The organism is Microbacterium testaceum StLB037 (genome assembly GCF_008763945.1).
Lineage (GTDB): Bacteria > Actinomycetota > Actinomycetes > Actinomycetales > Microbacteriaceae > Microbacterium > Microbacterium testaceum_G.
On the sequence record NZ_VTQH01000001.1, the window covers coordinates 390187 to 409035 of the forward strand.

Annotated in this window: 20 protein-coding genes; 13 read left to right on the plus strand and 7 right to left on the minus strand. The window is 72.0% G+C overall.

Going from position 1 to position 18849, the window contains the following annotated elements; genetic code table 11:
* The first annotated feature begins 9 nt into the window (after positions 1-9).
* The 4 genes from F9B98_RS01930 (at position 10) to F9B98_RS01945 (ending at position 4294) form a co-directional block, all read left to right on the plus strand.
* Positions 10-2109 carry a TPM domain-containing protein gene (locus F9B98_RS01930; RefSeq protein WP_150952107.1) on the plus strand — a complete coding sequence of 700 codons (2100 nt, stop codon included), beginning with the start codon at positions 10-12 and terminating at the stop codon, positions 2107-2109.
* Between the two features lie 93 nt (positions 2110-2202).
* Positions 2203-2958 carry a PspA/IM30 family protein gene (locus F9B98_RS01935; RefSeq protein ID WP_074694165.1) on the plus strand — a complete coding sequence of 252 codons (756 nt, stop codon included), beginning with the start codon at positions 2203-2205 and terminating at the stop codon, positions 2956-2958.
* A gap of 71 nt (positions 2959-3029) precedes the next feature.
* Complete coding sequence (locus tag F9B98_RS01940; RefSeq protein ID WP_150952110.1) at positions 3030-3842, plus strand: arginase family protein; 813 nt, start codon at positions 3030-3032, stop codon at positions 3840-3842.
* Between the two features lie 50 nt (positions 3843-3892).
* Complete coding sequence (locus F9B98_RS01945) at positions 3893-4294, plus strand: Fe-S oxidoreductase (RefSeq protein ID WP_150952113.1); 402 nt, start codon at positions 3893-3895, stop codon at positions 4292-4294.
* A 254-nt stretch (positions 4295-4548) separates the two neighbouring features.
* Here F9B98_RS01945 and F9B98_RS01950 read toward each other — a convergent pair whose 3' ends face one another.
* The 3 genes from F9B98_RS01950 to F9B98_RS01960 form a co-directional block, all read right to left on the minus strand.
* Entirely contained in the window at positions 4549-5013 is a 465-nt protein-coding gene (locus F9B98_RS01950; RefSeq protein WP_150952117.1) for an SIP domain-containing protein, read from the minus strand.
* An 80-nt stretch (positions 5014-5093) separates the two neighbouring features.
* Complete coding sequence (locus tag F9B98_RS01955) at positions 5094-5804, minus strand: tyrosine-protein phosphatase (RefSeq protein WP_150952120.1); 711 nt, start codon at positions 5802-5804, stop codon at positions 5094-5096.
* The gene (locus F9B98_RS01960; protein ID WP_225310187.1) at positions 5801-6352 is read right to left on the minus strand and encodes a carboxymuconolactone decarboxylase family protein; all 552 of its coding nucleotides are present in this window, start codon (positions 6350-6352) and stop codon (positions 5801-5803) included. Before F9B98_RS01960 ends, F9B98_RS01955 begins: the two co-directional genes overlap by 4 nt.
* 99 nt (positions 6353-6451) lie before the next feature.
* On the opposite strand from F9B98_RS01960, the gene F9B98_RS01965 reads away from it, so the two are divergent.
* The 8 genes from F9B98_RS01965 to F9B98_RS02000 all read left to right on the plus strand — a co-directional run bounded on the left by F9B98_RS01965 (position 6452) and on the right by F9B98_RS02000 (position 14055).
* Positions 6452-7360: an alpha/beta fold hydrolase gene (locus F9B98_RS01965; RefSeq protein ID WP_150952123.1), complete on the plus strand. Its 909-nt coding sequence runs from the start codon at positions 6452-6454 to the stop codon at positions 7358-7360.
* A gap of 143 nt (positions 7361-7503) precedes the next feature.
* Positions 7504-9015, plus strand: coding sequence for an ABC transporter substrate-binding protein (locus tag F9B98_RS01970; protein ID WP_150952126.1), 1512 nt, complete (start codon positions 7504-7506; stop codon positions 9013-9015).
* Positions 9012-9962 carry an ABC transporter permease gene (locus tag F9B98_RS01975; RefSeq protein WP_150952129.1) on the plus strand — a complete coding sequence of 317 codons (951 nt, stop codon included), beginning with the start codon at positions 9012-9014 and terminating at the stop codon, positions 9960-9962. The genes F9B98_RS01970 and F9B98_RS01975 overlap by 4 nt, the downstream gene beginning before the upstream one ends.
* Positions 9959-10828: an ABC transporter permease gene (locus tag F9B98_RS01980; RefSeq protein WP_150952132.1), complete on the plus strand. Its 870-nt coding sequence runs from the start codon at positions 9959-9961 to the stop codon at positions 10826-10828. Before F9B98_RS01975 ends, F9B98_RS01980 begins: the two co-directional genes overlap by 4 nt.
* Positions 10825-11688 carry an ATP-binding cassette domain-containing protein gene (locus F9B98_RS01985; RefSeq protein ID WP_225310188.1) on the plus strand — a complete coding sequence of 288 codons (864 nt, stop codon included), beginning with the start codon at positions 10825-10827 and terminating at the stop codon, positions 11686-11688. Before F9B98_RS01980 ends, F9B98_RS01985 begins: the two co-directional genes overlap by 4 nt.
* The gene (locus F9B98_RS01990; protein WP_150952135.1) at positions 11685-12476 is read left to right on the plus strand and encodes an ABC transporter ATP-binding protein; all 792 of its coding nucleotides are present in this window, start codon (positions 11685-11687) and stop codon (positions 12474-12476) included. The genes F9B98_RS01985 and F9B98_RS01990 overlap by 4 nt, the downstream gene beginning before the upstream one ends.
* Before the next feature lie 213 nt (positions 12477-12689).
* A complete protein-coding gene (locus tag F9B98_RS01995; RefSeq protein ID WP_150952138.1) occupies positions 12690-13748 on the plus strand; it encodes a M4 family metallopeptidase in 1059 nt (352 codons plus the stop codon).
* On the plus strand, positions 13735-14055 hold the full coding sequence (locus tag F9B98_RS02000; RefSeq protein WP_150952141.1) for a protealysin inhibitor emfourin: 321 nt from the start codon (positions 13735-13737) through the stop codon (positions 14053-14055). The genes F9B98_RS01995 and F9B98_RS02000 overlap by 14 nt, the downstream gene beginning before the upstream one ends.
* Before the next feature lie 361 nt (positions 14056-14416).
* On the opposite strand, the gene F9B98_RS02005 is transcribed toward F9B98_RS02000, so the two are convergent.
* From F9B98_RS02005 to F9B98_RS02015, 3 genes are all read right to left on the minus strand, one after another.
* Positions 14417-15028, minus strand: coding sequence for a GNAT family N-acetyltransferase (locus F9B98_RS02005; protein WP_150952145.1), 612 nt, complete (start codon positions 15026-15028; stop codon positions 14417-14419).
* Positions 15029-15145: 117 nt separating this feature from the next.
* Positions 15146-15832: a uracil-DNA glycosylase gene (locus F9B98_RS02010; RefSeq protein WP_150952149.1), complete on the minus strand. Its 687-nt coding sequence runs from the start codon at positions 15830-15832 to the stop codon at positions 15146-15148.
* Positions 15829-16314: a phosphoribosyltransferase gene (locus tag F9B98_RS02015; protein WP_150952151.1), complete on the minus strand. Its 486-nt coding sequence runs from the start codon at positions 16312-16314 to the stop codon at positions 15829-15831. Before F9B98_RS02015 ends, F9B98_RS02010 begins: the two co-directional genes overlap by 4 nt.
* Positions 16315-16411: 97 nt before the next feature.
* Here F9B98_RS02015 and F9B98_RS02020 point away from each other — a divergent pair, with 97 nt between their 5' ends.
* The gene (locus F9B98_RS02020) at positions 16412-17908 is read left to right on the plus strand and encodes an MFS transporter (protein ID WP_191966629.1); all 1497 of its coding nucleotides are present in this window, start codon (positions 16412-16414) and stop codon (positions 17906-17908) included.
* 116 nt (positions 17909-18024) lie between these two features.
* Here F9B98_RS02020 and F9B98_RS02025 read toward each other — a convergent pair whose 3' ends face one another.
* The gene (locus F9B98_RS02025) at positions 18025-18795 is read right to left on the minus strand and encodes an SDR family oxidoreductase (protein WP_225310189.1); all 771 of its coding nucleotides are present in this window, start codon (positions 18793-18795) and stop codon (positions 18025-18027) included.
* Positions 18796-18849 lie beyond the last annotated feature (54 nt).

Genomic DNA, 18849 nt, shown 5'->3' on the forward strand with positions numbered 1-18849 from the left:
GGGGACCGCATGAGAAGGCAGACCGTGTGGCACACGATGACGGTGCTGCTGCTCGCGTTCGTCGGCGTCCTCGTCGCTCCCCTCAGCGCGGCGGCGATCCCCCCGCCGACGCTCGGCTCGAGCTACGTGCTCGATCAGGCGAACGCCCTGACCGACGCGCAGGAGGCCGAGGTCCAACGGCGCCTGCTGACGCTGTCGGAGCAGACCGGGCTCGATCTCTGGGTCGTCTACGTCGACGCGTTCCAAGACCCGCCCGGGGCCGACGACTGGGCGAACGAGACCGCCAACCGCAACAACCTCGGGCCGCACCAGTACCTGCTGGCCGTGGCGATCTCGGGCGACACGTTCCAGTACTACCTCTCCGGCGACGTCGACGCGGGGAGCATCTCGGCGGCTCAGCTCACCTCGATCGAACAGAATCAGGTCGAGCCCGCGCTCGAAGCGGGCGACGATGCAGGAGCGGCGATCGCCGCGGCCGACGGCCTGCGAACCGCCCACGCGCAATCGGGCGGCAACATGCCGAACCCTCCCCCGACCCCCGCGACACAGAACGGTCCGGCCATCGTTCCGATCGTGCTCGTCGGGGTCCTGCTGCTGGCCATCGCCGCAGCCCTCGTGTGGCTGGCGATCCGTCGACGCCGTCGCGGGTCGACGGCCGCCGGGGGCGGGGCTCCGACCGAGAGCGTCGAAGACCTCTCCCGTCGCGCCGGTTCCGCCCTCGTCGCCACCGACGACGCCCTCAAGACGAGCGAGCAGGAGCTCGGGTTCGCCCGCGCGCAGTTCGGAGACGAGGCCGCGGCGCCGTTCACCGAAGTCCTGGCCCAAGCCAAGGCCGACCTCGATCGGGCGTTCTCGATCCAGCAGCAGCTCGACGACGACACCCCCGAGACCCCGGAACAGCAGCGAGCGGGATATGCGGAGATCCTGCGCCTCTGCGCCGCCGCCGATGAGGCACTGGATGCCAAGGCGGCGGCCTTCGACGAGCTGCGAGCCCTCGAAGCCGACGCACCGTCCGCACTCGCCGCCGTCCGCCGAGACCACGCGACCGTGGCGGCGGCGCTGAGCGAGACCGAGGCGGGGCTCGAGCGGTTGCGGCAGCGCTTCACCGACGACGCCGTCGCCACCGTCGCCGACAACCCGGCCCAGGCCCGAGCGCGCCTCGATCTGGCGAGCGCCCAAGAAGCGGCGGCCGATACCGCCCTCGCCGCCGGCCGCACCGGGGAGGCGGCCGTCGCGATCCGCGCCGCCCAAGCGGCCGTGGCCCAGGCCGACACCCTCGAGCGCGCCGTGGGCACCCTCGATGCGGCCCTGTCGGATGCGCAGCAGCGCGTCACCGCCCTCGTCGCCGAGATCGAGGGCGACCTCGCCGCGGCGGCACAGCTGCCCGATTCCGACGGGCGGATCGCCGCGGCCGCGGCCTCCGCGCGGTCGCAGCTCGACGGCGCGCGCGCTTCGCTGTCGGGTCCCCGGACGAACCCCGTGCGGTCGCTCGAGACCCTGCAACAGGCGAACGCCACGATCGACGCCGTGCTCGACGAAGCCCGCGACGCCGCCGACCGCCGACGTCGCGCCGAGAGCCAGCTCGACGCGACACTCGCTCAGGCCCGCGCCCAGGTGACAGCGACCGAAGACTTCATCTCCGCGCGTCGCGGAGCGGTCGGAGCGACCGCGCGCACGCGTCTCGCCGAGGCCGGCGCGGCCCTCGTGCAGGCCGAGCAGCTCCGCACCGCGGATCCGGTCGCGGCCCTCGCCGCCGCGCAGCGTGCGACCCAGCTCGCGAGCGCCGCCGGTTCCGCCGCGCAGAACGACGTCGGATCCTTCGAGGGCGGCAGCGGAGGCGGCGACATGATGGGCGCCATCCTCGGCGGCATCGCCGTCAACGCGATCCTCGGCGGAGGGCGCTCCCGCGGCGGCTTCGGCGGCGGGGGGTTGGGCAGCCTCGGCGGGCTCGGCGGCCTGGGCGGGGGTCTCAGCTCCGGCGCCGGCCGATCGCGCGGCGGCGGCTTCGGCGGAGGGTTCTCCGGCGGGCGCTCCCGCAGTGGGGGCGGCGGAGGCTTCTCCGGCGGCGGGCGCAGTCGCGCCGGGGGCGGTCGAGGATCGCGCCGCTAGTCCACCCCTCGCGCGCGCCCCGCCCGATCACAGACAATTCGTAGTATCCGCCACCAGACTCGACACCGTCGCCCTCAGGAAGGAACACCACGCATGGCCAAGCAGTCCATCTTCGGTCGCATCCAGACCCTCGTCCGCGCGAACGTCAACGCGCTCCTCGACCAGGCCGAGGACCCGCAGAAGATGCTCGACCAGCTCGTCCGCGACTACTCGAACTCGATCGCCGACGCCGAGTCGGCCATCGCCGAGACCATCGGCAACCTGCGTCTGCTCGAGCGCGATCACCAGGAAGACGTCCAGGCGGCGGCCGAGTGGGGTAACAAGGCCCTCGCCGCCAGCCGCAAGGGCGACGAACTGCGCGCCGGCGGCAACCTGAGCGAAGCCGACAAGTTCGACAACCTCGCCAAGATCGCCCTCCAGCGTCAGATCACCGCCGAGGGCGAGGCCAAGGCCGCCGCTCCCACCATCGCCGCGCAGACCGAGGTCGTCGACAAGCTCAAAGACGGCCTCAACGGCATGAAGACCAAGCTCGAGCAGCTCAAGGCCAAGCGCAACGAACTCACCGCCCGCGCCAAGGTCGCCGAGGCCCAGAACAAGGTGCACGACGCCGTCAAGTCGATCGACGTGCTCGACCCGACGAGCGAGCTCGGCCGCTTCGAAGACAAGATTCGCCGCCAGGAGGCCCTCGCCGCCGGCAAGCAGGAGCTCGCCGCCTCGAGCATCGACGCGCAGTTCAACGCGCTCGAAGACGTCGGAGAGCTCACCGAGGTCGAGGCCCGGCTCGCCGCCCTCAAGGTCGGCGGCCCGCAGCGCGCCGCGATCGACGCGCCCAGCCCCGACCAGGTCTGATCCGCCACCGCGAGTGCACCGCCCGGTCGATCGGGCGGTGCACTCGCGTCTCCCGGTGAGGGAATACCGCCATGACTCGATTCATCGTCGCCCCGCAGTGGCAGGGGTCGTCCTCTTCGCGCGCGATGCAGCTCGTCGACGGCGCGGAGGCCATCGCGGGCGATCTACCCCGCGCGTCCACCACCGTCCTCGAGGCGCCGGCCGAGGCCGGTGACGCACAGGGCACCCGCGTTCAGCGGATCAGCGCGCTCGTGCGCATGCGCGAACGCATCGAAGACGCCATGCGCGTGTCCGACGAGCCGGCCGTCGTCGTGGGCGGGGACTGCGGAGTCGCCCTCGGCGCGGTGTCGGCCATCGCCGGCGACGACCTCGCGGTCGTCTGGATCGACGCGCACCCCGACTTGAACACCCCCGATTCCTCTCCCAGCGGAGCCTTCACGGGCATGGTCCTGAGAGCGATCGCCGGCGAGGGCGAGCAGCTCCTGCGCCTCGAGCCGGGAATCGCGCCGTCCCGCCTCGTGCTCGTGGCCACCCGCGCCTGGGACGCCGAAGAAGAGGCGTTCGTCGCCGCTCACGGCGTCACCGTGGTCCGCGCCGATGAGCTCGGCTCGCCCGATGCCCTGGCTGAGGCCGTCGCCGCCACCGGCGCGACCCGCGTGCACGTGCACGTCGGCCTCGATGCCCTCGACCCCGCCGAGATCGCCGGCGTCGCCCAGGCCGTTCCCTTCGGCGCGCGGACGGCGGAGGTCGTGGCATCCATTCGCCGTCTTCGCGAGCGTCTCTCGCTCGCCGGCGCGACCCTGACGGAGTTCTCCCCGTCGAGCCCCGAGGCGGCCGTCGAGGATCTGGGAACGATCCTGCGCCTGATCGGAGCCCTGGCGTGAGCCCCCTGCCTCCCCCTCCCCCGGGTTGGCGGGAGCGTGCGGAGAAGGCGGTGGCGCGCGGGCGCCGCTTCGACCGCTTCATCCCGCGGGTGCTGCTCGACTCCCCCGTCAGCCGCGTCGGCTATTGGTACGGCTGCACCGTGGGGTGGGTGTGGGGCTCGCTCTGGAGCACGGGCCGCATCGAGAAGCGTCAGGGCCTTTGGGTGTTCCGCGGGCTTCCGTCGTGGGCGTTCCCGCGCGGAGGGGTCTGCGTGGGCGGTTGCTTCCTGACCGGCGACGATCGACCGACCGACATCGTCCTCGGGCACGAAGCGGTTCATCAGCGCCAGTGGCGTCGCTATGGCTTCCTCATGCCGGTGCTCTACGCCCTCGCGGGGCGCGACCCGCTGCGCAACCGATTCGAGATCGAGGCGGGGCTGATCGAGGGCAATTACGTCCGCCGCGGGAGCTGACCCGCCCACCGACGTTGGGCGCGCCGCGCGCGAACTCAGAGATCCGCACAACCTCAGCCCGAAACTGCCGCAGGCGACTGATCCTGCGCGAATCCCTGAGCGAGCGACCACGCAACCCGAGGAAGTCAGCGCGCGGCCACGCCGCGCACAAACTCAGCAATCCGCACAACCTCAGCCCGAAACTGCCGCGGGCGACTGATCCTGCGCGAATCCCTGAACCACGCCCCCACACGGGCGCGCGAGTCGAACCCGCCTCAGCGCGCGGTGGCGAGGCCGAAGCGCTCGGGCGTGTGGATGGCCTGCGCGTCGACGCCGTGGCGCGTGACGAGTTCGTCCACGATCTCGGCCGTGCCGAGGTAGCCGCCGAGCAGGATGACGCGCGTCGCGTCGTCGTCGCAGCACAGCATCTCGCCGGCCCAGCCCGAGACGGCGCGCGACAGCGCCTCGCCGACGGCACAGCCGCGTCCGGTCCCCGGGGCGCCGCCTCGGCGCGAGCGGTCGAGCCACGTGAGCGTCATGCGCGCGGGGGCCGCGATCGAGCCGATCCACGACGCATCGGGAACCTCGATGAACACCCGACCCGTCGAGCAGATCGGCAGGGTCGCGAGCAGGGCCTCGAGCTCGGCGAGCGAGGTCTCGTCGGCCGTCACCAGGTGCTGGACGCGGGTGTGCCGCGACGCGCGGCACGCGGCGGCGTTGTGCTCGGTGGGGGTCGACATGATGCCTCCACTATACCCGCGACATAGGTTTGCCTAACCTGTGTTCCGGCCCAGTATCTCGACGTCGACAGACGCCCCGGTCAGTCGGTCAGGACCTCGCGCAGTCGCTCGAGCTCCGCCTCGGTCATCCCGTGGGCGAGCAGATACCGCGCGGGCGAACCGAAGTCGCGGTCCAGCCGCTCGAGCAGAGCGCGCATCACCGGCGCGGGCGAGCGCGTCGCGAGGGCCTCGGCGTGGCGGTTGTCGGGGTGCACCGCGCGGATCGCCGCGAGCACCCGCGCGTTGCGCTCGGCGGGGAGGAACTCCTCGGTGCGGGCGTAGTCGGCGATCACCGCCTCGCGGTCGACCCCCGCCGCGGCGAGCGCGATCGCGACGGTGACCCCGGTGCGGTCTTTGCCGACGGTGCAGTGCACGAGAACGGGTTGAGCACTCAGGATGCCGCGGACCGCCGACACCACCCGGTCGGCGGAGTCGTCGACCAGGGCGGCGTACATGTCGTCGAGGCTCAGGTCGCGTGCGAAGAACGAGGCGACCGACCCGAGGAACAGCGGCTCGTGCTGCACCTCGACCCCGGCATCGAGGCGGCTGGGCGCGTGGGCGACCTCCGACTCGTCGCGCAGATCGATCACGAGGCGGATGCCGAGATCTCGCAGAGTCCGCGCGCCCTCCTCGTCGACCGCGACGAGGTTGCCGGATCTGTAGAGCACGCCCGAGCGCGTGCGACGCTCCCCCGCGGGCAGGCCACCGACGTCGCGGAAGTTCACCGCGCCCGAGACGAGCGAGCCGCTCACGCGGTGCCATCCGCGTGCACGTGGGGCTCGCGCGGGGCCGTCGTCGCCGGAGGCGCGGCATCCGGAGCGACCGTCGCGGCAGACGGGGTGCGAGGCGGCACGGGATACCGGCCCGCGATGGCGACGCGATTGAAGGCGTTGATGGCCACGAGCACCCAGCTGAGGGCGACGTACTCTGCCTCGCTCAGGATGCCGCCCGCCTGGTCGTACACCTCGTCGGGAATGCCGTCCTCGTGGATGAAGGTGAACGACTCCGTGAGCTCGAGGGCGGCCCGCTCGCGGTCGTCGAACACGCCCGACTCACGCCACGTCGCGATCTGCGCGATGACGTCGGCATCGAGCCCGGCCTTCGTCGCGGCATCCACGTGCACGCGCACGCAGTAGGCGCAGCCGTTGAGCTGCGAGGCGTGGATCTGCACGATCTCGCGCAGCCGCGCGTCGATACCGGCCTCGGTGGCGATACGACCCACGGTCGTCGAGAACGAGCGCAACGCGGCGTACGCCTCGGGAGCCGACTTCGACAGGTGTACACGCCGTTCTTCGCCCATGCCCTCAGCCTACGGCGGCCCCACCGGGCGGGGAACGAACGGATGACGCCGCATGGCGCGGCGGTGGCGGCATCCCTCCCGCGGTGACAAGCTGGCCAGATGCCCGAGCGCGACGAGTTCTCGTTCCTCCCCGCCCAGGCGGCCCACCTCGGCTGCGACCTGCCTGCCGTCGAACGGGTGAGTCTCACCCTCGCCGACGGCCGCACCCTCAGCGGGCTGCGCTGGGGGGACGCTCCCCCGGCGGTCACCCTCCTGCACGGTGCCGGTCTGAACGCGCACACGTGGGACACGACGCTTCTGCACCTGGACCTTCCCGCTCTCGCCCTCGACCTGCCCGGCCACGGCGATTCCTCCTGGCGTGACGACGCGGCGTACGTCGCGCGCTTCCTGGCCCCCGACGTCGTCACCGCCCTCGAGGAGTGGACGGCGGGCCCACAGGTGCTCGTGGGGCACTCGCTCGGCGGTCTCACGGCGGCCGCCGTCGCGGCATCCCGACCCGATCTCGTCTCGCGCCTCGCGATCGTCGACATCACCCCGGGCGTCGACCCGAGCGCCGGGCCCGCGCAGATCCGCGCGTTCTTCGCCGGTCCCACCGACTGGGCCTCTCGCGAGGAGCTGGTGGAGCGCGCCCTGTCGTTCGGTCTCGGCGGGTCGCCCGAGGCGGCGGCACGCGGGGTCTTCCTCAACTCGCGGGTGCGACCCGACGGGCGGGTGGAGTGGAAGCATCACTTCGCGCACCTGGCCGCGGCCGCCGCCAACGCCGGAGCCGACCCCACCACCCCGGATGCCGTGCGAGCAGTGCTGTCGGCGACCGGCTGGGACGACCTGGCGGGGGTCGCAGCTCCCGTCACGCTCATCCGGGGCGAGCGCGGCTTCGTCACGGGAACGGATGCCGAGGAACTCGAGCGTCGCGTGGCCGGGGCCGAGGTCCGCGTGCTCTCGACCGGGCACAACGCCCAGGAGGAAGACCCCGAGGGGCTCGCCCGTCTCATCCGCGCGCTCCTCTGAGCGGCCCACCGCCGCCCGTCATCCTCCGTCTCTCATCGTCACAGTGGGCGTCGAGGGAATACGGGTGAAAGTAGGCTGTTTCCACCCCTGCTCGGCATCCACAGCACCTCGATGCCTCGGCCTGCGAAAGGACACACCCCGCAATGCTGCGCCGCACCGCTCTCGCCACGAGCATGCTCCTGATCGGAGCCCTCCTGCTCACCTCGTGCACCGGCTCCAACACGACGCCGAACCCCACCGGAGAAGCCGACCCGAACGCCACCCTCACGGTGCGCCTGTCGCTCGAGCCGTCGAACCTCGACATCCGCCGTACCAGCGGCGCCTCGCTCGAGCAGGCGCTCATCGACAACGTGTACCAGGGCCTGGTGACCCGCAACGGCGACGACTCCAACGCGATCGTGCCCGCCCTCGCCTCCGCCTGGACGGTGTCGTCCGACGGTCTCACCTACACCTTCACCCTCCGGGACGGCGTGACCTTCCACGACGGCAGCGCGCTCACCGCCGACGACGTGGTCACCTCGCTCCAGACGGCGAAGGACGACCCCACGATCGCCAACAGCGCCGACCTGGCCGGCGTGGCGTCCATCGCCTCCCCCGGTGCGTCGACCGTGGTCGTGACCCTCGCGCAGCCCGACATCAACTTCCTGTTCGCGATGACCGGCCGCGCGGGCCTCATCTTCAAGAGCGGGGACACCACCAACTTCCAGACCGCCGCCAACGGCACCGGCCCCTTCCGGGTCGAGAGCCGCAACGCCGGGCAGAGCCTGACCCTCTCGCGGTACGACGGGTACTGGGGCGAGAAGGCGGGTGTCGCAGAGGTCGTGCTCGACTACATCCCCGACCAGAGCGCCGCCGCGAACGCGGCCGTCGCGGGCGACGTCAACGTCGCGCTCGAGATCGACCCCGAGCTGCGCGGTCAGATCGAGGGCACGAACAACTTCACGATCGAATCGGGCCTCACCACCGACAAGGGCACGCTCGCCTTCAACAACCAGCGCGCCCCCCTGAACGACCAGCGCGTGCGCGAGGCGCTGCGCCTCGCGATCGATCACAAGGCCCTCATCGAGACGCTCGGCTCGGGCAGCGAACTGTACGGACCCATCGCCCCGCTCGATCCCGGATACGAGGACCTCTCCGGCAGCATCTCGTACAACCCCGACCGCGCCCGCGAGCTGCTCGCTCAGGCCGGGGCCGAGAACCTGAACCTCACGCTGACCATCCCCAACGTCTACCCGACGACGATCCCCACCTTCCTGGTGTCGTCGTTCGCCGACGTGGGCGTGACCCTCAAGGTGAACTCGGTCGACTTCAGCGCGTGGCTGCAGGACGTCTACACCAACCACGATTACGACCTGAGCTTCGTGCGCCACGTCGAGGCCCGCGACTTCGGCAACTGGGCGAACCCCTCGTACTACTTCGGTTACGACAACGCCGAGGTGCAGGGCTTGTACGCGCAGGCGCTCGCGACCACCGACCAGCAGCAGTCCTCCGACCTGCTCGCCGAGGCCGCCCGCATCGTCAGCGACGAGGACGCCGCCGACTGGCTGTTCCTGTCCACGCCGCTGACCGCGGTGGGCACGAACGTGGCGAACTTCCCGAAGAACTCCCTCAACGTACGCCTGCCCCTGGCGGGCGTGACGGTCGCGGCGGAGTGATCCGCTACACGCTGACACGGCTGGGCCTGCTCGTGCTGGGCCTGGCCGTGGCCAGCGTGCTGATCTTCGTCTCGCTGCGGGTACTCCCGGGCGACGTCGCGCAGCTCATCGCCGGATCCGAGGCGACCCCCGAACAGGTGGCCGCCCTGCGCTCGAGCCTGGGGCTCGAGACCCCACTCTCCACGCAGTACTTCGACTGGGTCGGGGGGCTCGTGCGCGGCGATCTCGGCACCTCCCTCATCACGGGCACCTCCGTCGCCGTGGAGCTCGCGGATAAGGCCCGCGTCACCGTCCCCCTCGCGGCGATGTCGCTCGCGGTGGCGCTGGTCGTCGGCATCCCGTTCGGAGTCCTCTCCGCCCTCGGACGCCGGCGCGCGGCCGGAACGGCGCTCAGCGTCGGCGCTCAGGCCCTCGCGGCGGTCCCCGTGGTCTGGGCGGGAATGATGCTCGTGGTCGTCTTCGCCGTGTGGCTGGGGTGGTTGCCGCCGCAGGGCTTCCCCCGCGCGGGATGGAACGACCCCGCCGCGGCGCTGCGCGCCCTGGTGCTCCCCGCCCTCACCATCGGGGTGGTCGAGGGGGCGATGCTGCTGCGTTTCGTGCGGAGCGCGACCCTGCAGGCGCTCGGTCAGGACTACGTGCGCACGGCCGCGGCCAAGGGCCTCACGCGCACGCGCGCCCTGCTCAGCCACGGGCTGCCCAACGTCGGTCTCTCGGTCATCACGGTGCTCGGCCTGCAGATCGCCGGGATCATCGTGGGAGCCGTCGTGATCGAGCAGCTGTTCACCCTTCCGGGCGTCGGGCGCATGCTGGTCACCGACGTCGCCTCGCGCGATCTCCCGAAGGTCCAGGGCGAGCTGCTCGCCCTGACCGGCTTCGTCCTGCTGGTGGGCTTCGTCGTCGATCTCGCGCACCGGCTCATCGATCCGCGCCAGAGGGAGGCATCATGACCACCCTGCGGCGTCTGTGGAATCTCGGCACCGGGCGGTTCGGCATCCTGATCGTCGTCCTCCTGCTCCTCACCGCGGTCGTCTCGCTCGTGTGGACGCCCGTCGACCCGGGCGCCGTCGACGCCCGCGCGCGCTGGAGCGAACCCTCGTGGCCGCACGTGCTCGGCACCGACAACAGCGGCCGCGACATCGCGAGCCTGCTGATGGCCGGGGCGCGCACCACCGTCGTCGTCGCGGTCGGCGCAGGGATCGTCGCCTCGGTGCTGGGCATCGCCCTCGCGGCCCTCGGATCGCTCACCGCCCGGTGGATCCGCGAGAGCGTCGCGGTGCTCGTCGACATCCTCATCGCGTTCCCGGTCCTCATCATCGCCATGATGATCTCGGCCGTGTGGGGTGGCTCCCTCGCTGTCGTGATCTGTTCGGTGGGCATCGGGTTCGGAGTCAACGTGGCGCGTGTGACACGGCCCGAGCTGCGGCGCGTGCTGCACAGCGATTTCGTGCTCGCGGGTCGGGCGAGCGGCCTGTCGACGTGGCAGAACCTCACCCGGCATCTCCTGCCCAATGTCGCCCCGGTGTTCATCGTGCAGCTGTCGTGGGGCATGGCCGTGGCGGTGCTCGCCGAGGCGGGGCTGTCGTACCTCGGCTTCGGCGCTCCCGTGACGCAGCCCTCGTGGGGCGTGCTCCTCAGCGATCTGCAGGCGTACATCGCCGTGCACCCCCTCACCGTGGTCTGGCCGGGCCTGGCGATCACGCTGACCGTGCTGGGTCTGAACCTGCTCGGCGATGCGCTGCGCGAAGCCGCCGACCCCACCCTCGGCGAGCGCACTCCCGCGGTGAGGACGCACGTTCCGGGGGTGGTCGCGTGAGCCTCGTCGTGACAGACCTGCGGATCGAGATCGGCGGACGCCCCGTCGTCGACGGCGTGTCGTTCGAGGTGCCGGACGGAGCCCGGGTGGGCCTGATCGGCGAGTCGGGGTCGGGCAAGTCGCTGACCGCGCTGGCGATCCTCGGGCTCCTGCCCGACGGGGCGCGCGCCTCGGGCAGCATCACGTGGAACGGTCGCGAGATCCTCGGGCTCCCCGATCGCGAGCTCGCACGACTGCGCGGCGATGACATCGGCATCGTCTTCCAAGAGCCCCGGACCGCGCTGAATCCCATCCGCACGGTGGGTCGGCAGATCGGCGAGTCGGTGCGCATCCACGAGGGCGTCTCCCGCCGCGAGGCGCTCCGCCGCGCCGTCGCCGAGGCCGAGCGCGTGGCGCTCCCCGACCCCGAGCGGATCGTCTCGCGCTACCCGCATCAACTCTCCGGCGGGCAGCGTCAGCGCGTCGCGATCGCGATGGCGCTGGCCTGCCGCCCGCGCCTTCTCATCGCCGACGAGCCGACCACGGCCCTCGACGTCACCATCCAGGCGGGGATCCTCTCCCTGCTGCGATCCCTCGTCCAGGATGCCGGCATGTCCCTCGTCTTAATCACGCACGACCTCGCGGTGCTCGCTCAAGTCGCCACGCACGCCGTCGTCCTTGAGGACGGACGGGTGGTCGAGCACGGCGCGGTCGCCGACCTGCTCACGGCGCCGTCCTCGCCCGTCACGCGGGCGCTGCTGCGGGATGCGACCGCGACGCTCTGGCATCCGGAGCTCCCCGCTCGGGGGCTCGGAGCCGACGGGGCCGCCTCCGCCGAGTCCGCCTCCGACTTCGACACCGAGGCCGAGGAGACCCCGTGACCGAGACGCTCCTGCGCACGCGCGGACTCTCGCGCACCTACCCCGCCCCGCGCACCCGGGGTTTCGGCCGGGCCGAGCAGACCGTGGGCCTCGCCGACGTCGACCTCTCGGTGCTCGCGGGCAGCGCGGTGGGCATCATCGGCGAGTCCGGCTCGGGCAAGTCGACCCTCGTGCGCCTGCTGCTGGGCCTCGACGTGCCGAGCGCAGGAACGGTCGAGGTCGATGGGCGCGCCGTCGACGCCCGCGGCTCGGCGCGGTCGCTGCACTGGCTGCGCCGGGCGACCGGCATCGTGTTCCAGGACCCGTACGCCTCGCTCGACCCCCGCATGAACATCGGACGCATCGTCGGCGAACCGTTGTGGGCCCTGGGGATCGAGGGCGACCGCCGCGCGCGCGTGCGCGAGGTCCTCGAGCAGGTCGGTCTCGAGGCCGAGATGGCGGAGCGCTTCCCGCACGAATTCTCGGGGGGTCAGCGTCAACGCATCGCACTGGCACGCGCGATCGTGCATCGCCCGCGCATCCTCGTCGGCGACGAACCGCTGTCGGCCCTCGATGTGACGGTGCGCGCGCAGATCCTGCGTCTCATCGCGCGCCTGCGGGCCGAGGACGACCTCACGCTCGTGCTCGTCTCGCATGACATCGGCGTGGTCCAGAACGTGTGCGATCAGGTCGTGGTCATGAAGGACGGCCGGGTCGTCGAGCAGGGCCCGACCGAGAAGGTCCTGCTGCAGCCGCAGGCGGCGTACACGCGGCAGCTGTTGGCATCCATCCCGACCCTGCCCGCCTGAGGCGCGGGTGCGGCGCGCGCGCCCGCCCGCGCGCCCGCGTGTCGCGAGAACAGGACGACGTCACCGGAACAGGCCGTTCTCGCCCGGATCCCCCTGTTCTCATCTCCTCCCCTGTTCTCACGCCGGATGCCGAGACCCCGGCGCTTCGGACGCGCCGCGCACGCGCCGATCAAGGGCTGCCGCGATGTCGGAGGTCGGCGCTAGCCTCGGCGCATGACCCCCGGCATCGTTCCCCCGTTCCTGCTCGACCGACTCGCCTCCACCGACGACCCGCGCCTGGCCCGGGCCGCCGCTGCCGCGCGCAAGACCCTCGCCGCCCCGCGGCCTCCACGCCCCACACGCACGCGGCTGCGTTTGTCCATCGACGGCGACACCCTCGTCGCCGAGACGGGTCCCGCCCCCGACCGCATCATCTCGGATGCCGCGAACACCGAGAACCTCCCGGGTCGGCGCGTCCGCAGCGAAGACGACGGACCGAGCGGCGACGCGGCCGTCGACGAAGCCTACGACGGGCTGGGTGAGACGTACGACTTCTTCTGGGACGCCTTCGCGCGCGACGGAATCGACGGCGCGGGCGGCTCGCTGCTGGCGACCGTGCACTACGGCGACGACTACGACAACGCGTTCTGGAACGGCGAGCGCATGGTGTTCGGCGACGGCGACGGCGACGTGTTCGTCGGCTTCACCCGCTCGCTGAGCGTCATCGCGCACGAGCTGGGCCACGGGGTGACCGAGGCCGCCGGGGGGCTGGAGTACCAGGGGCAGTCCGGGGCGCTGAACGAGTCACTCTCCGACGTGTTCGGAGCGCTCGCCGAGCAGCACCACCTCGGCCAGAGCGCCGACCAGGCCACCTGGCTGATCGGCGCGGGCATCTTCGCCGAGGCCGTGCAAGGAGAGGCGTTGCGCTCGATGAAGGCCCCGGGCACCGCGTACGACGACGACGTCCTCGGAAAAGACCCGCAGCCCGGGCACATGCGCGACTACGTCGAGACCACCGACGACAACGGCGGGGTGCACATCAACTCCGGCATCCCCAACCGGGCCTTCTACCTCGCCGCCACCGCCCTCGGCGGGTTCGCGTGGGAGCGCGCGGGGCTCATCTGGTACCGCACGATCACCGCGGGCACCCTGTCGACCACGGCCGACTTCTCGGCCTTCGCCACCGCGACCCTGCGATCGGCGGCCAGCGAGTACGGTGAGGAGTCGGAGGAGGTCGCCGCCGTCCGCGCCGCATGGGCCGGGGTCGGCGTCGAGGAGGATGCCCGAGCCTGACGACGAAGAGCGCTGGAGCGTGCTGGTCGTGCGCTCGGGCGGCATCGCGGGCCTGTCGAAGCAGTGGCGCGCCGAGCCCGACCGCGACCGACTCCCCCGCTGGCGGCAGCTGGTCGAAAGCTGCCCGTGGGACGCCCCTCCCGCCGAGACCCGCGGCGCCGACCGGTATCAGTGGCGCATCGAGGTCCATCGCGGCGACACCGCCGTTCACCAGGCACGCCTGGCCGACGGTCAGGTCGAGGGACCCTGGCGCACGCTGGTCGACGAGGTGCGCCAGGCCGCTCCGTCGCCCTCGCGCGAGCGCTGAGGCGCCGCGTCGACCTGCCCACCGGGCACGTCGCGTCGCGCTCCGCGTGAGACCGCCGGTCCTCCTCGCCGCCGCCGGCCAAGGGTGATCGGCCGCCGCTCCGGAGAATCGCCGCGCGACACCGTCCACGACACCGGTACACGGCATCCGGATGCCGAATCTCCGGAGCCCGGCCCGCCGGCGGCCCCGCACCAACGCGATCGACCCGCAGCCCACCCCGCCCGCCCAACACGCCTGCTGAAGCCGCGCGACCGAACCCCCGCAGCCCGCCCCGCCCGCCCGACACGCCTGCTGAACCCGCGCGACCGAACCCCGCATCCGGACCGGGACGCCCGGGACCCCGGATCCTGCCCCGCCCGGCTCAGCCGAACAGCTTCCGCCGCTTCTTCTTCGACGGGATGCTCTTCTGCAGGTAGACGACCCCGAGCCACCGGCCGAACTTGAACCCGACCCGGCCCATCCGGCCCACTTCGGTGAAGCCGAGCTTCTCGTGCAGGGCGATCGAGGCGTCGGCGCCTTTGTCGCTGATGGCGGCGACCATCTCGCGGATGCCGAGCTCCTGGCACGCAGCGATCAGCGCCTCGAGCAGCGCGCGGCCGAGGCCCTTCCCCGCGGCCGCCTGCCCGAGGTAGATCGAGTTCTCGACGGTGTACCGGTACGCCGACTTCGACTGCCAGGGCTGCACGAGCGCGTAGCCGAGGATCTGGCCGCTCGGCGACTGGGCGACGAGGAACGGCAGGCCGAGCTTGTGCAGGGTGGCGAACTTGTCGCGCCATTTCGCGAGCGACCAGGCCTTCTCGTCGAAGGTCACGACCGAGTTGCGCACGTAGTAGTTGTAGATCTCGCGGATGTCGGGGATGTCCGCCTCGGTCGCGGGGCGGATCTCGAACGAGAAGGGCTGCTCCGGCTTCGGCGCGGGGCGCAGGTGGGCGGGCAACCGCCGCCGGCTCTTCTCGTACTCCTCTTCCAGCACCCCGCCACTCTACGGCCGTCGCGGTTTCGCGCGTGTGACGGGCGGGAAGACTCCGGATGCCGGGATCCCGAGCGCCGACGGACGTCACCGCGGCATGGCATCCGTCATCGAAGAATCTCAGGCGGGGAGGCGCCAGTCCACCGGCGTCGCACCCTGCTCCTCGAGCAAGGCATTCACGCGCGAGAAGGGCTTCGATCCGAAGAAGCCGCGGCTCGCCGAGAGCGGCGAGGGGTGCGGTGACGCGACGATCGCGGTGCCGCCGAGCAGGGGCGCGAGGCCCTGCGCGTCTTTGCCCCACAGCACGGCGACCAGCGGAGCGTCCCGCGCGACGAGGCACCGGATGGCGTGCTCGGTCACGCGTTCCCACCCCCATCCGCGGTGGGATGCCGGTGCCCCCGGCGCCACGGTCAGCACCCGGTTCAGCAGCATGACGCCTTGAGCCGACCAGGCGGAGAGATCGCCGTGCGGCGCAGGGGCGATGCCCAGGTCGTCGGACAGCTCGCGGTAAATGTTGGCGAGGCTCCGCGGGAGCGGCCGCACGTGCGGGTCGACGGCGAAGGACAGACCGATCGGGTGCCCGGGGGTCGGGTAAGGGTCCTGGCCCACGATGAGGACGCGGACCGCGTCCAGCGGGGTGCGGAACGCCCGTAGCACGAGGTCGCCCGCCGGGAGATAGGGCTGGCCCTCCGCGCGCAGACGCTCCCCCACGGCCGCGATGTCGGCCGCGACCGGTTTGAGGGGTGCGATCCACGAGGGGTCGATGAGCCCCGCCTTGGCGAGCTCGGGAAGCGCGAGAGCGCTCACGCGGCGTCTTCCTCCCGCACCGATCCGACGTGCGACCAGGGGAACTCGATCCACAGCGACGTGTCGCGCCACGAGTAGTCGGGGGCGATGATCGTGGTGGGCTTCGTGTAAATCACCGCCGAGCGCACGTCGGCGCCCTGCCGGTTCAGGAGCTTCACCGCGAGATCCAGCGTGCGGCCGCTGTCGGCGACGTCGTCGACGAGGAGCACACGCCGGCCGGTGAGGTACGAGAGGTCCAGGGCCGGAGGGAGCACCTCGGGCGCATCGAGCACCGTGCCCACCCCGGTGTAGAACTCCACGTTCAGCGCTCCGCAGTTCTTGGCGCCGAGACCGTAGGCGATCGCGCCTCCCGGCAGCAGTCCCCCGCGGGCGATGGCGACCACCACCTCGGGCTCGAAACCGTCCGCGACGATCGCGCGAGAGATGTCCCTCGTCGCCGCTCCGAACTCGTCCCAGCTCAACCGTTCGCGTTCCTCAGCCACGCGGGCCCCTCTCGTCGTCCCCCTCACCCTAGAGCCCGCCGACGACCCCGCTCGCATCGCGTCTCGGGGCCCTCCGTGGCGGTGCTACTCTCTCGCCATGTCGCGCGTCTCCGGCGCGGTCACCCGGGTGCGCACGTCCGCGCTCGGGGTGACCGCGGGCCTCATCGGCTGGTTCGTTCTCGTCGAGCTGGCCAGTGGCATCCTCCAAGGCTTCTACATCCCCCTGCTGCCCGAGATCGTCAAGCACCTCGGCATCCGCGACGCCGACGTCAATTGGTTCGAGGCGGCGCAACTGCTGCTGGGAGCCCTCGTGCTGCCCGTGCTCGCCAAGCTCGGCGACATGTTCGGCCACAAGCGAATCCTGCTCTTCTCCGCCATCGCCACGGCGGTGGCGAGCTGGGCGCTGGTGTTCGCCGACTCGTTCGCGACCTTCCTCGTCGCGTGGGCGTTCCAGGGGTTGTACATCGTGTGGCTGCCCTTGGAGATCGCGCTGATCTTCGATCGCGGTCGGCGCCGGGCACGCGGGGTCTCGCAGACGCGTCGCGCCGCGGGTCTTCTGGTCGTCGGGCTCCAGTTCGGCGGCATCGTCGGCGCGCTCATCGCCGGTCGCGTCTTCGCCGCCACCGGTGGCGACCTGAAGCTGTCGATGCTGATCCCGCCCGTCGTCGTGACCCTCGTCTGCCTCGCCATCGGGCTGGGCGTGCCGGAATCCGAGCGCGTGGACGGGGAACGTCGGCTCGACGTGCGCGGCTTCGTCATCCTCGCCGGGGCCCTGCTGTTCATCACCGGCGCCCTGTCGTTCGTCCGACTGCCCGCCGGCCCCGGCCCGGCCGTCATCGTCGGGCTGCTGGTGATCGGTGTGGTCCTGAGCGTCGTCTTCGTGCGCTTCGAACTGCGTCAACGCGACCCCGCGATCGACATCCGCATGCTCCGCCGCCCCGAGATGTGGCCCGTGCAGGCCACCGCCTTCCTCGTCGGCATCAGCCTGCTCGGGGCCCAGGGGCCGCTCGTCACCTACGTAGGCACCGACCCCGCCCTGGGGTACGGGCTCGGCCTGGACGCGACGCAGCGGTCCAACGTCGTCGGCGCCTACCTGCTCTCCCTGATCCTGGGGGCGGTGCTGTTCGCCGTCACCTCGCGCCGGGCCAGCCCGCGCGTGGTGCTCATCGGAGCTGCCGCCCTCGTCGGCATCGGCTACGCGCTTCTGCTGGTGCTGCACGGCGAACTGTGGCAGTTCCTCGGGAGCCTGTGGATCGCCGGGATCGGCGCGGGCGCTCTCGTCGCGGCGATGCCCGCCGCCGCGGCCGCGGCCGCTCCACGCGGACAGACCGGTGTCGCCTCGGCCATGACGAACACGACCAAGACCGTGGGCGGAACGATGTCGTCGGCGATCTTCGGCGTGGTGCTGGCGGGCGGTGCGGGCACGGCGCTGGGCACGGCCGCACCTTTCGCGGGGTACGTCGCGGTGTGGGTCATCTGCAGCGCGGGGGGCGTGCTGGCTGCGGTGCTGCTGTTCTTCGTGCCAAAGGTCGCGTTCGCGGATGACGCGGCGACCGAGGTCGCCGCCACGGCCGCGCGCGGCGAACTGGGCTGACCGGCTCGCGGTTCAGCGGCCCGCCGGGATCGCCTCCCGGCGCCACGGCGTCGGAGGGTCACCGCGGCGCCCGCGGGGTGTCACCGCGGCGCCGGAGGAACCCCGCAGGGCGCGCGTCAGCGCGTCTTCAGCGGCCCGCGCGCGAGCAGGTGCTGCGCCGACTGCGCTACCGGGCGCATGGTCACCAGGTCGAGGTTGACGTGACCGGGCGCGTCGAGCGCGTACGCGATCACGTCGGCGACGTCGTGGGCCACGAGCGGCGCCTCGACACCCTCGTACAGCTTGTCGGCGGCATCCTGATCGCCGCCGAGGCGGTTCAGGGTGAATTCCTCGGTGTGCACCATGCCCGGGGCGATCTCGATCACGCGCAGCGGCTCGCCGTTGAGCTCCTGCCGCAGGGCGTGCACGAGCATCGACTCCCCCGCCTTCGCCGCGTTGTATCCCCCGCCGCCCGGGTAGGCCGTCTGCGCGGCGGTGGAGGTGACGAAGAGCAGGTCGGCGTGACCGGCCGCATTCGCGGCCTCGCGCAGGAGCGGCAGAAGGGATGCCACCAGCCGCTGCCCCGAGAGCACGTTCGCCTCGAACATCCAGCGCCAGTCCTCGGCATCGCCGTCTTCGACGCGGTCGCTGCCGCGCGCCCCGCCCGCGACGTGGACGAGGGCGTCGAGGCCCCCGGTCTCGCTCAGCCACGACGTCAGAGCGGCGATGTCGTCGGCGTCGGTCAGATCGGCCGCATGCGCGACGACCCCCGTCTCCGCTTCGAGAGCCGCGAGGCGCTCGGCGCGGCGGGCGACGCCCACGACCTCCCACCCGCGCGACCGCAGAAGGCGTGCGGTCGCCTCTCCGATACCCGAACTGGCCCCGGTCACCATTGCGCGTCGTGTCATGGCATCCACGTTATCGGTCCCCTCCGACACCGGGATCGCCGGGGTGTTACGGCC

What these genes read in the sequence shown, in the direction of transcription:
- F9B98_RS01940 (WP_150952110.1), top strand. Translation starts at nt 3,030, where the DNA reads ATGACTCGATTCATCGTCGCCCCGCAGTGGCAGGGGTCGTCCTCTTCG.
- F9B98_RS02025 (WP_225310189.1), bottom strand. Translation starts at nt 18,795, where the DNA reads ATGACACGACGCGCAATGGTGACCGGGGCCAGTTCGGGTATCGGAGAG.
- F9B98_RS01935 (WP_074694165.1), top strand. Translation starts at nt 2,203, where the DNA reads ATGGCCAAGCAGTCCATCTTCGGTCGCATCCAGACCCTCGTCCGCGCG.
- F9B98_RS01965 (WP_150952123.1), top strand. Translation starts at nt 6,452, where the DNA reads ATGCCCGAGCGCGACGAGTTCTCGTTCCTCCCCGCCCAGGCGGCCCAC.
- F9B98_RS01970 (WP_150952126.1), top strand. Translation starts at nt 7,504, where the DNA reads ATGCTGCGCCGCACCGCTCTCGCCACGAGCATGCTCCTGATCGGAGCC.
- F9B98_RS01930 (WP_150952107.1), top strand. Translation starts at nt 10, where the DNA reads ATGAGAAGGCAGACCGTGTGGCACACGATGACGGTGCTGCTGCTCGCG.
- F9B98_RS02000 (WP_150952141.1), top strand. Translation starts at nt 13,735, where the DNA reads ATGCCCGAGCCTGACGACGAAGAGCGCTGGAGCGTGCTGGTCGTGCGC.
- F9B98_RS01995 (WP_150952138.1), top strand. Translation starts at nt 12,690, where the DNA reads ATGACCCCCGGCATCGTTCCCCCGTTCCTGCTCGACCGACTCGCCTCC.
- F9B98_RS02020 (WP_191966629.1), top strand. Translation starts at nt 16,412, where the DNA reads ATGTCGCGCGTCTCCGGCGCGGTCACCCGGGTGCGCACGTCCGCGCTC.
- F9B98_RS01950 (WP_150952117.1), bottom strand. Translation starts at nt 5,013, where the DNA reads ATGTCGACCCCCACCGAGCACAACGCCGCCGCGTGCCGCGCGTCGCGG.
- F9B98_RS01960 (WP_225310187.1), bottom strand. Translation starts at nt 6,352, where the DNA reads ATGGGCGAAGAACGGCGTGTACACCTGTCGAAGTCGGCTCCCGAGGCG.
- F9B98_RS01980 (WP_150952132.1), top strand. Translation starts at nt 9,959, where the DNA reads ATGACCACCCTGCGGCGTCTGTGGAATCTCGGCACCGGGCGGTTCGGC.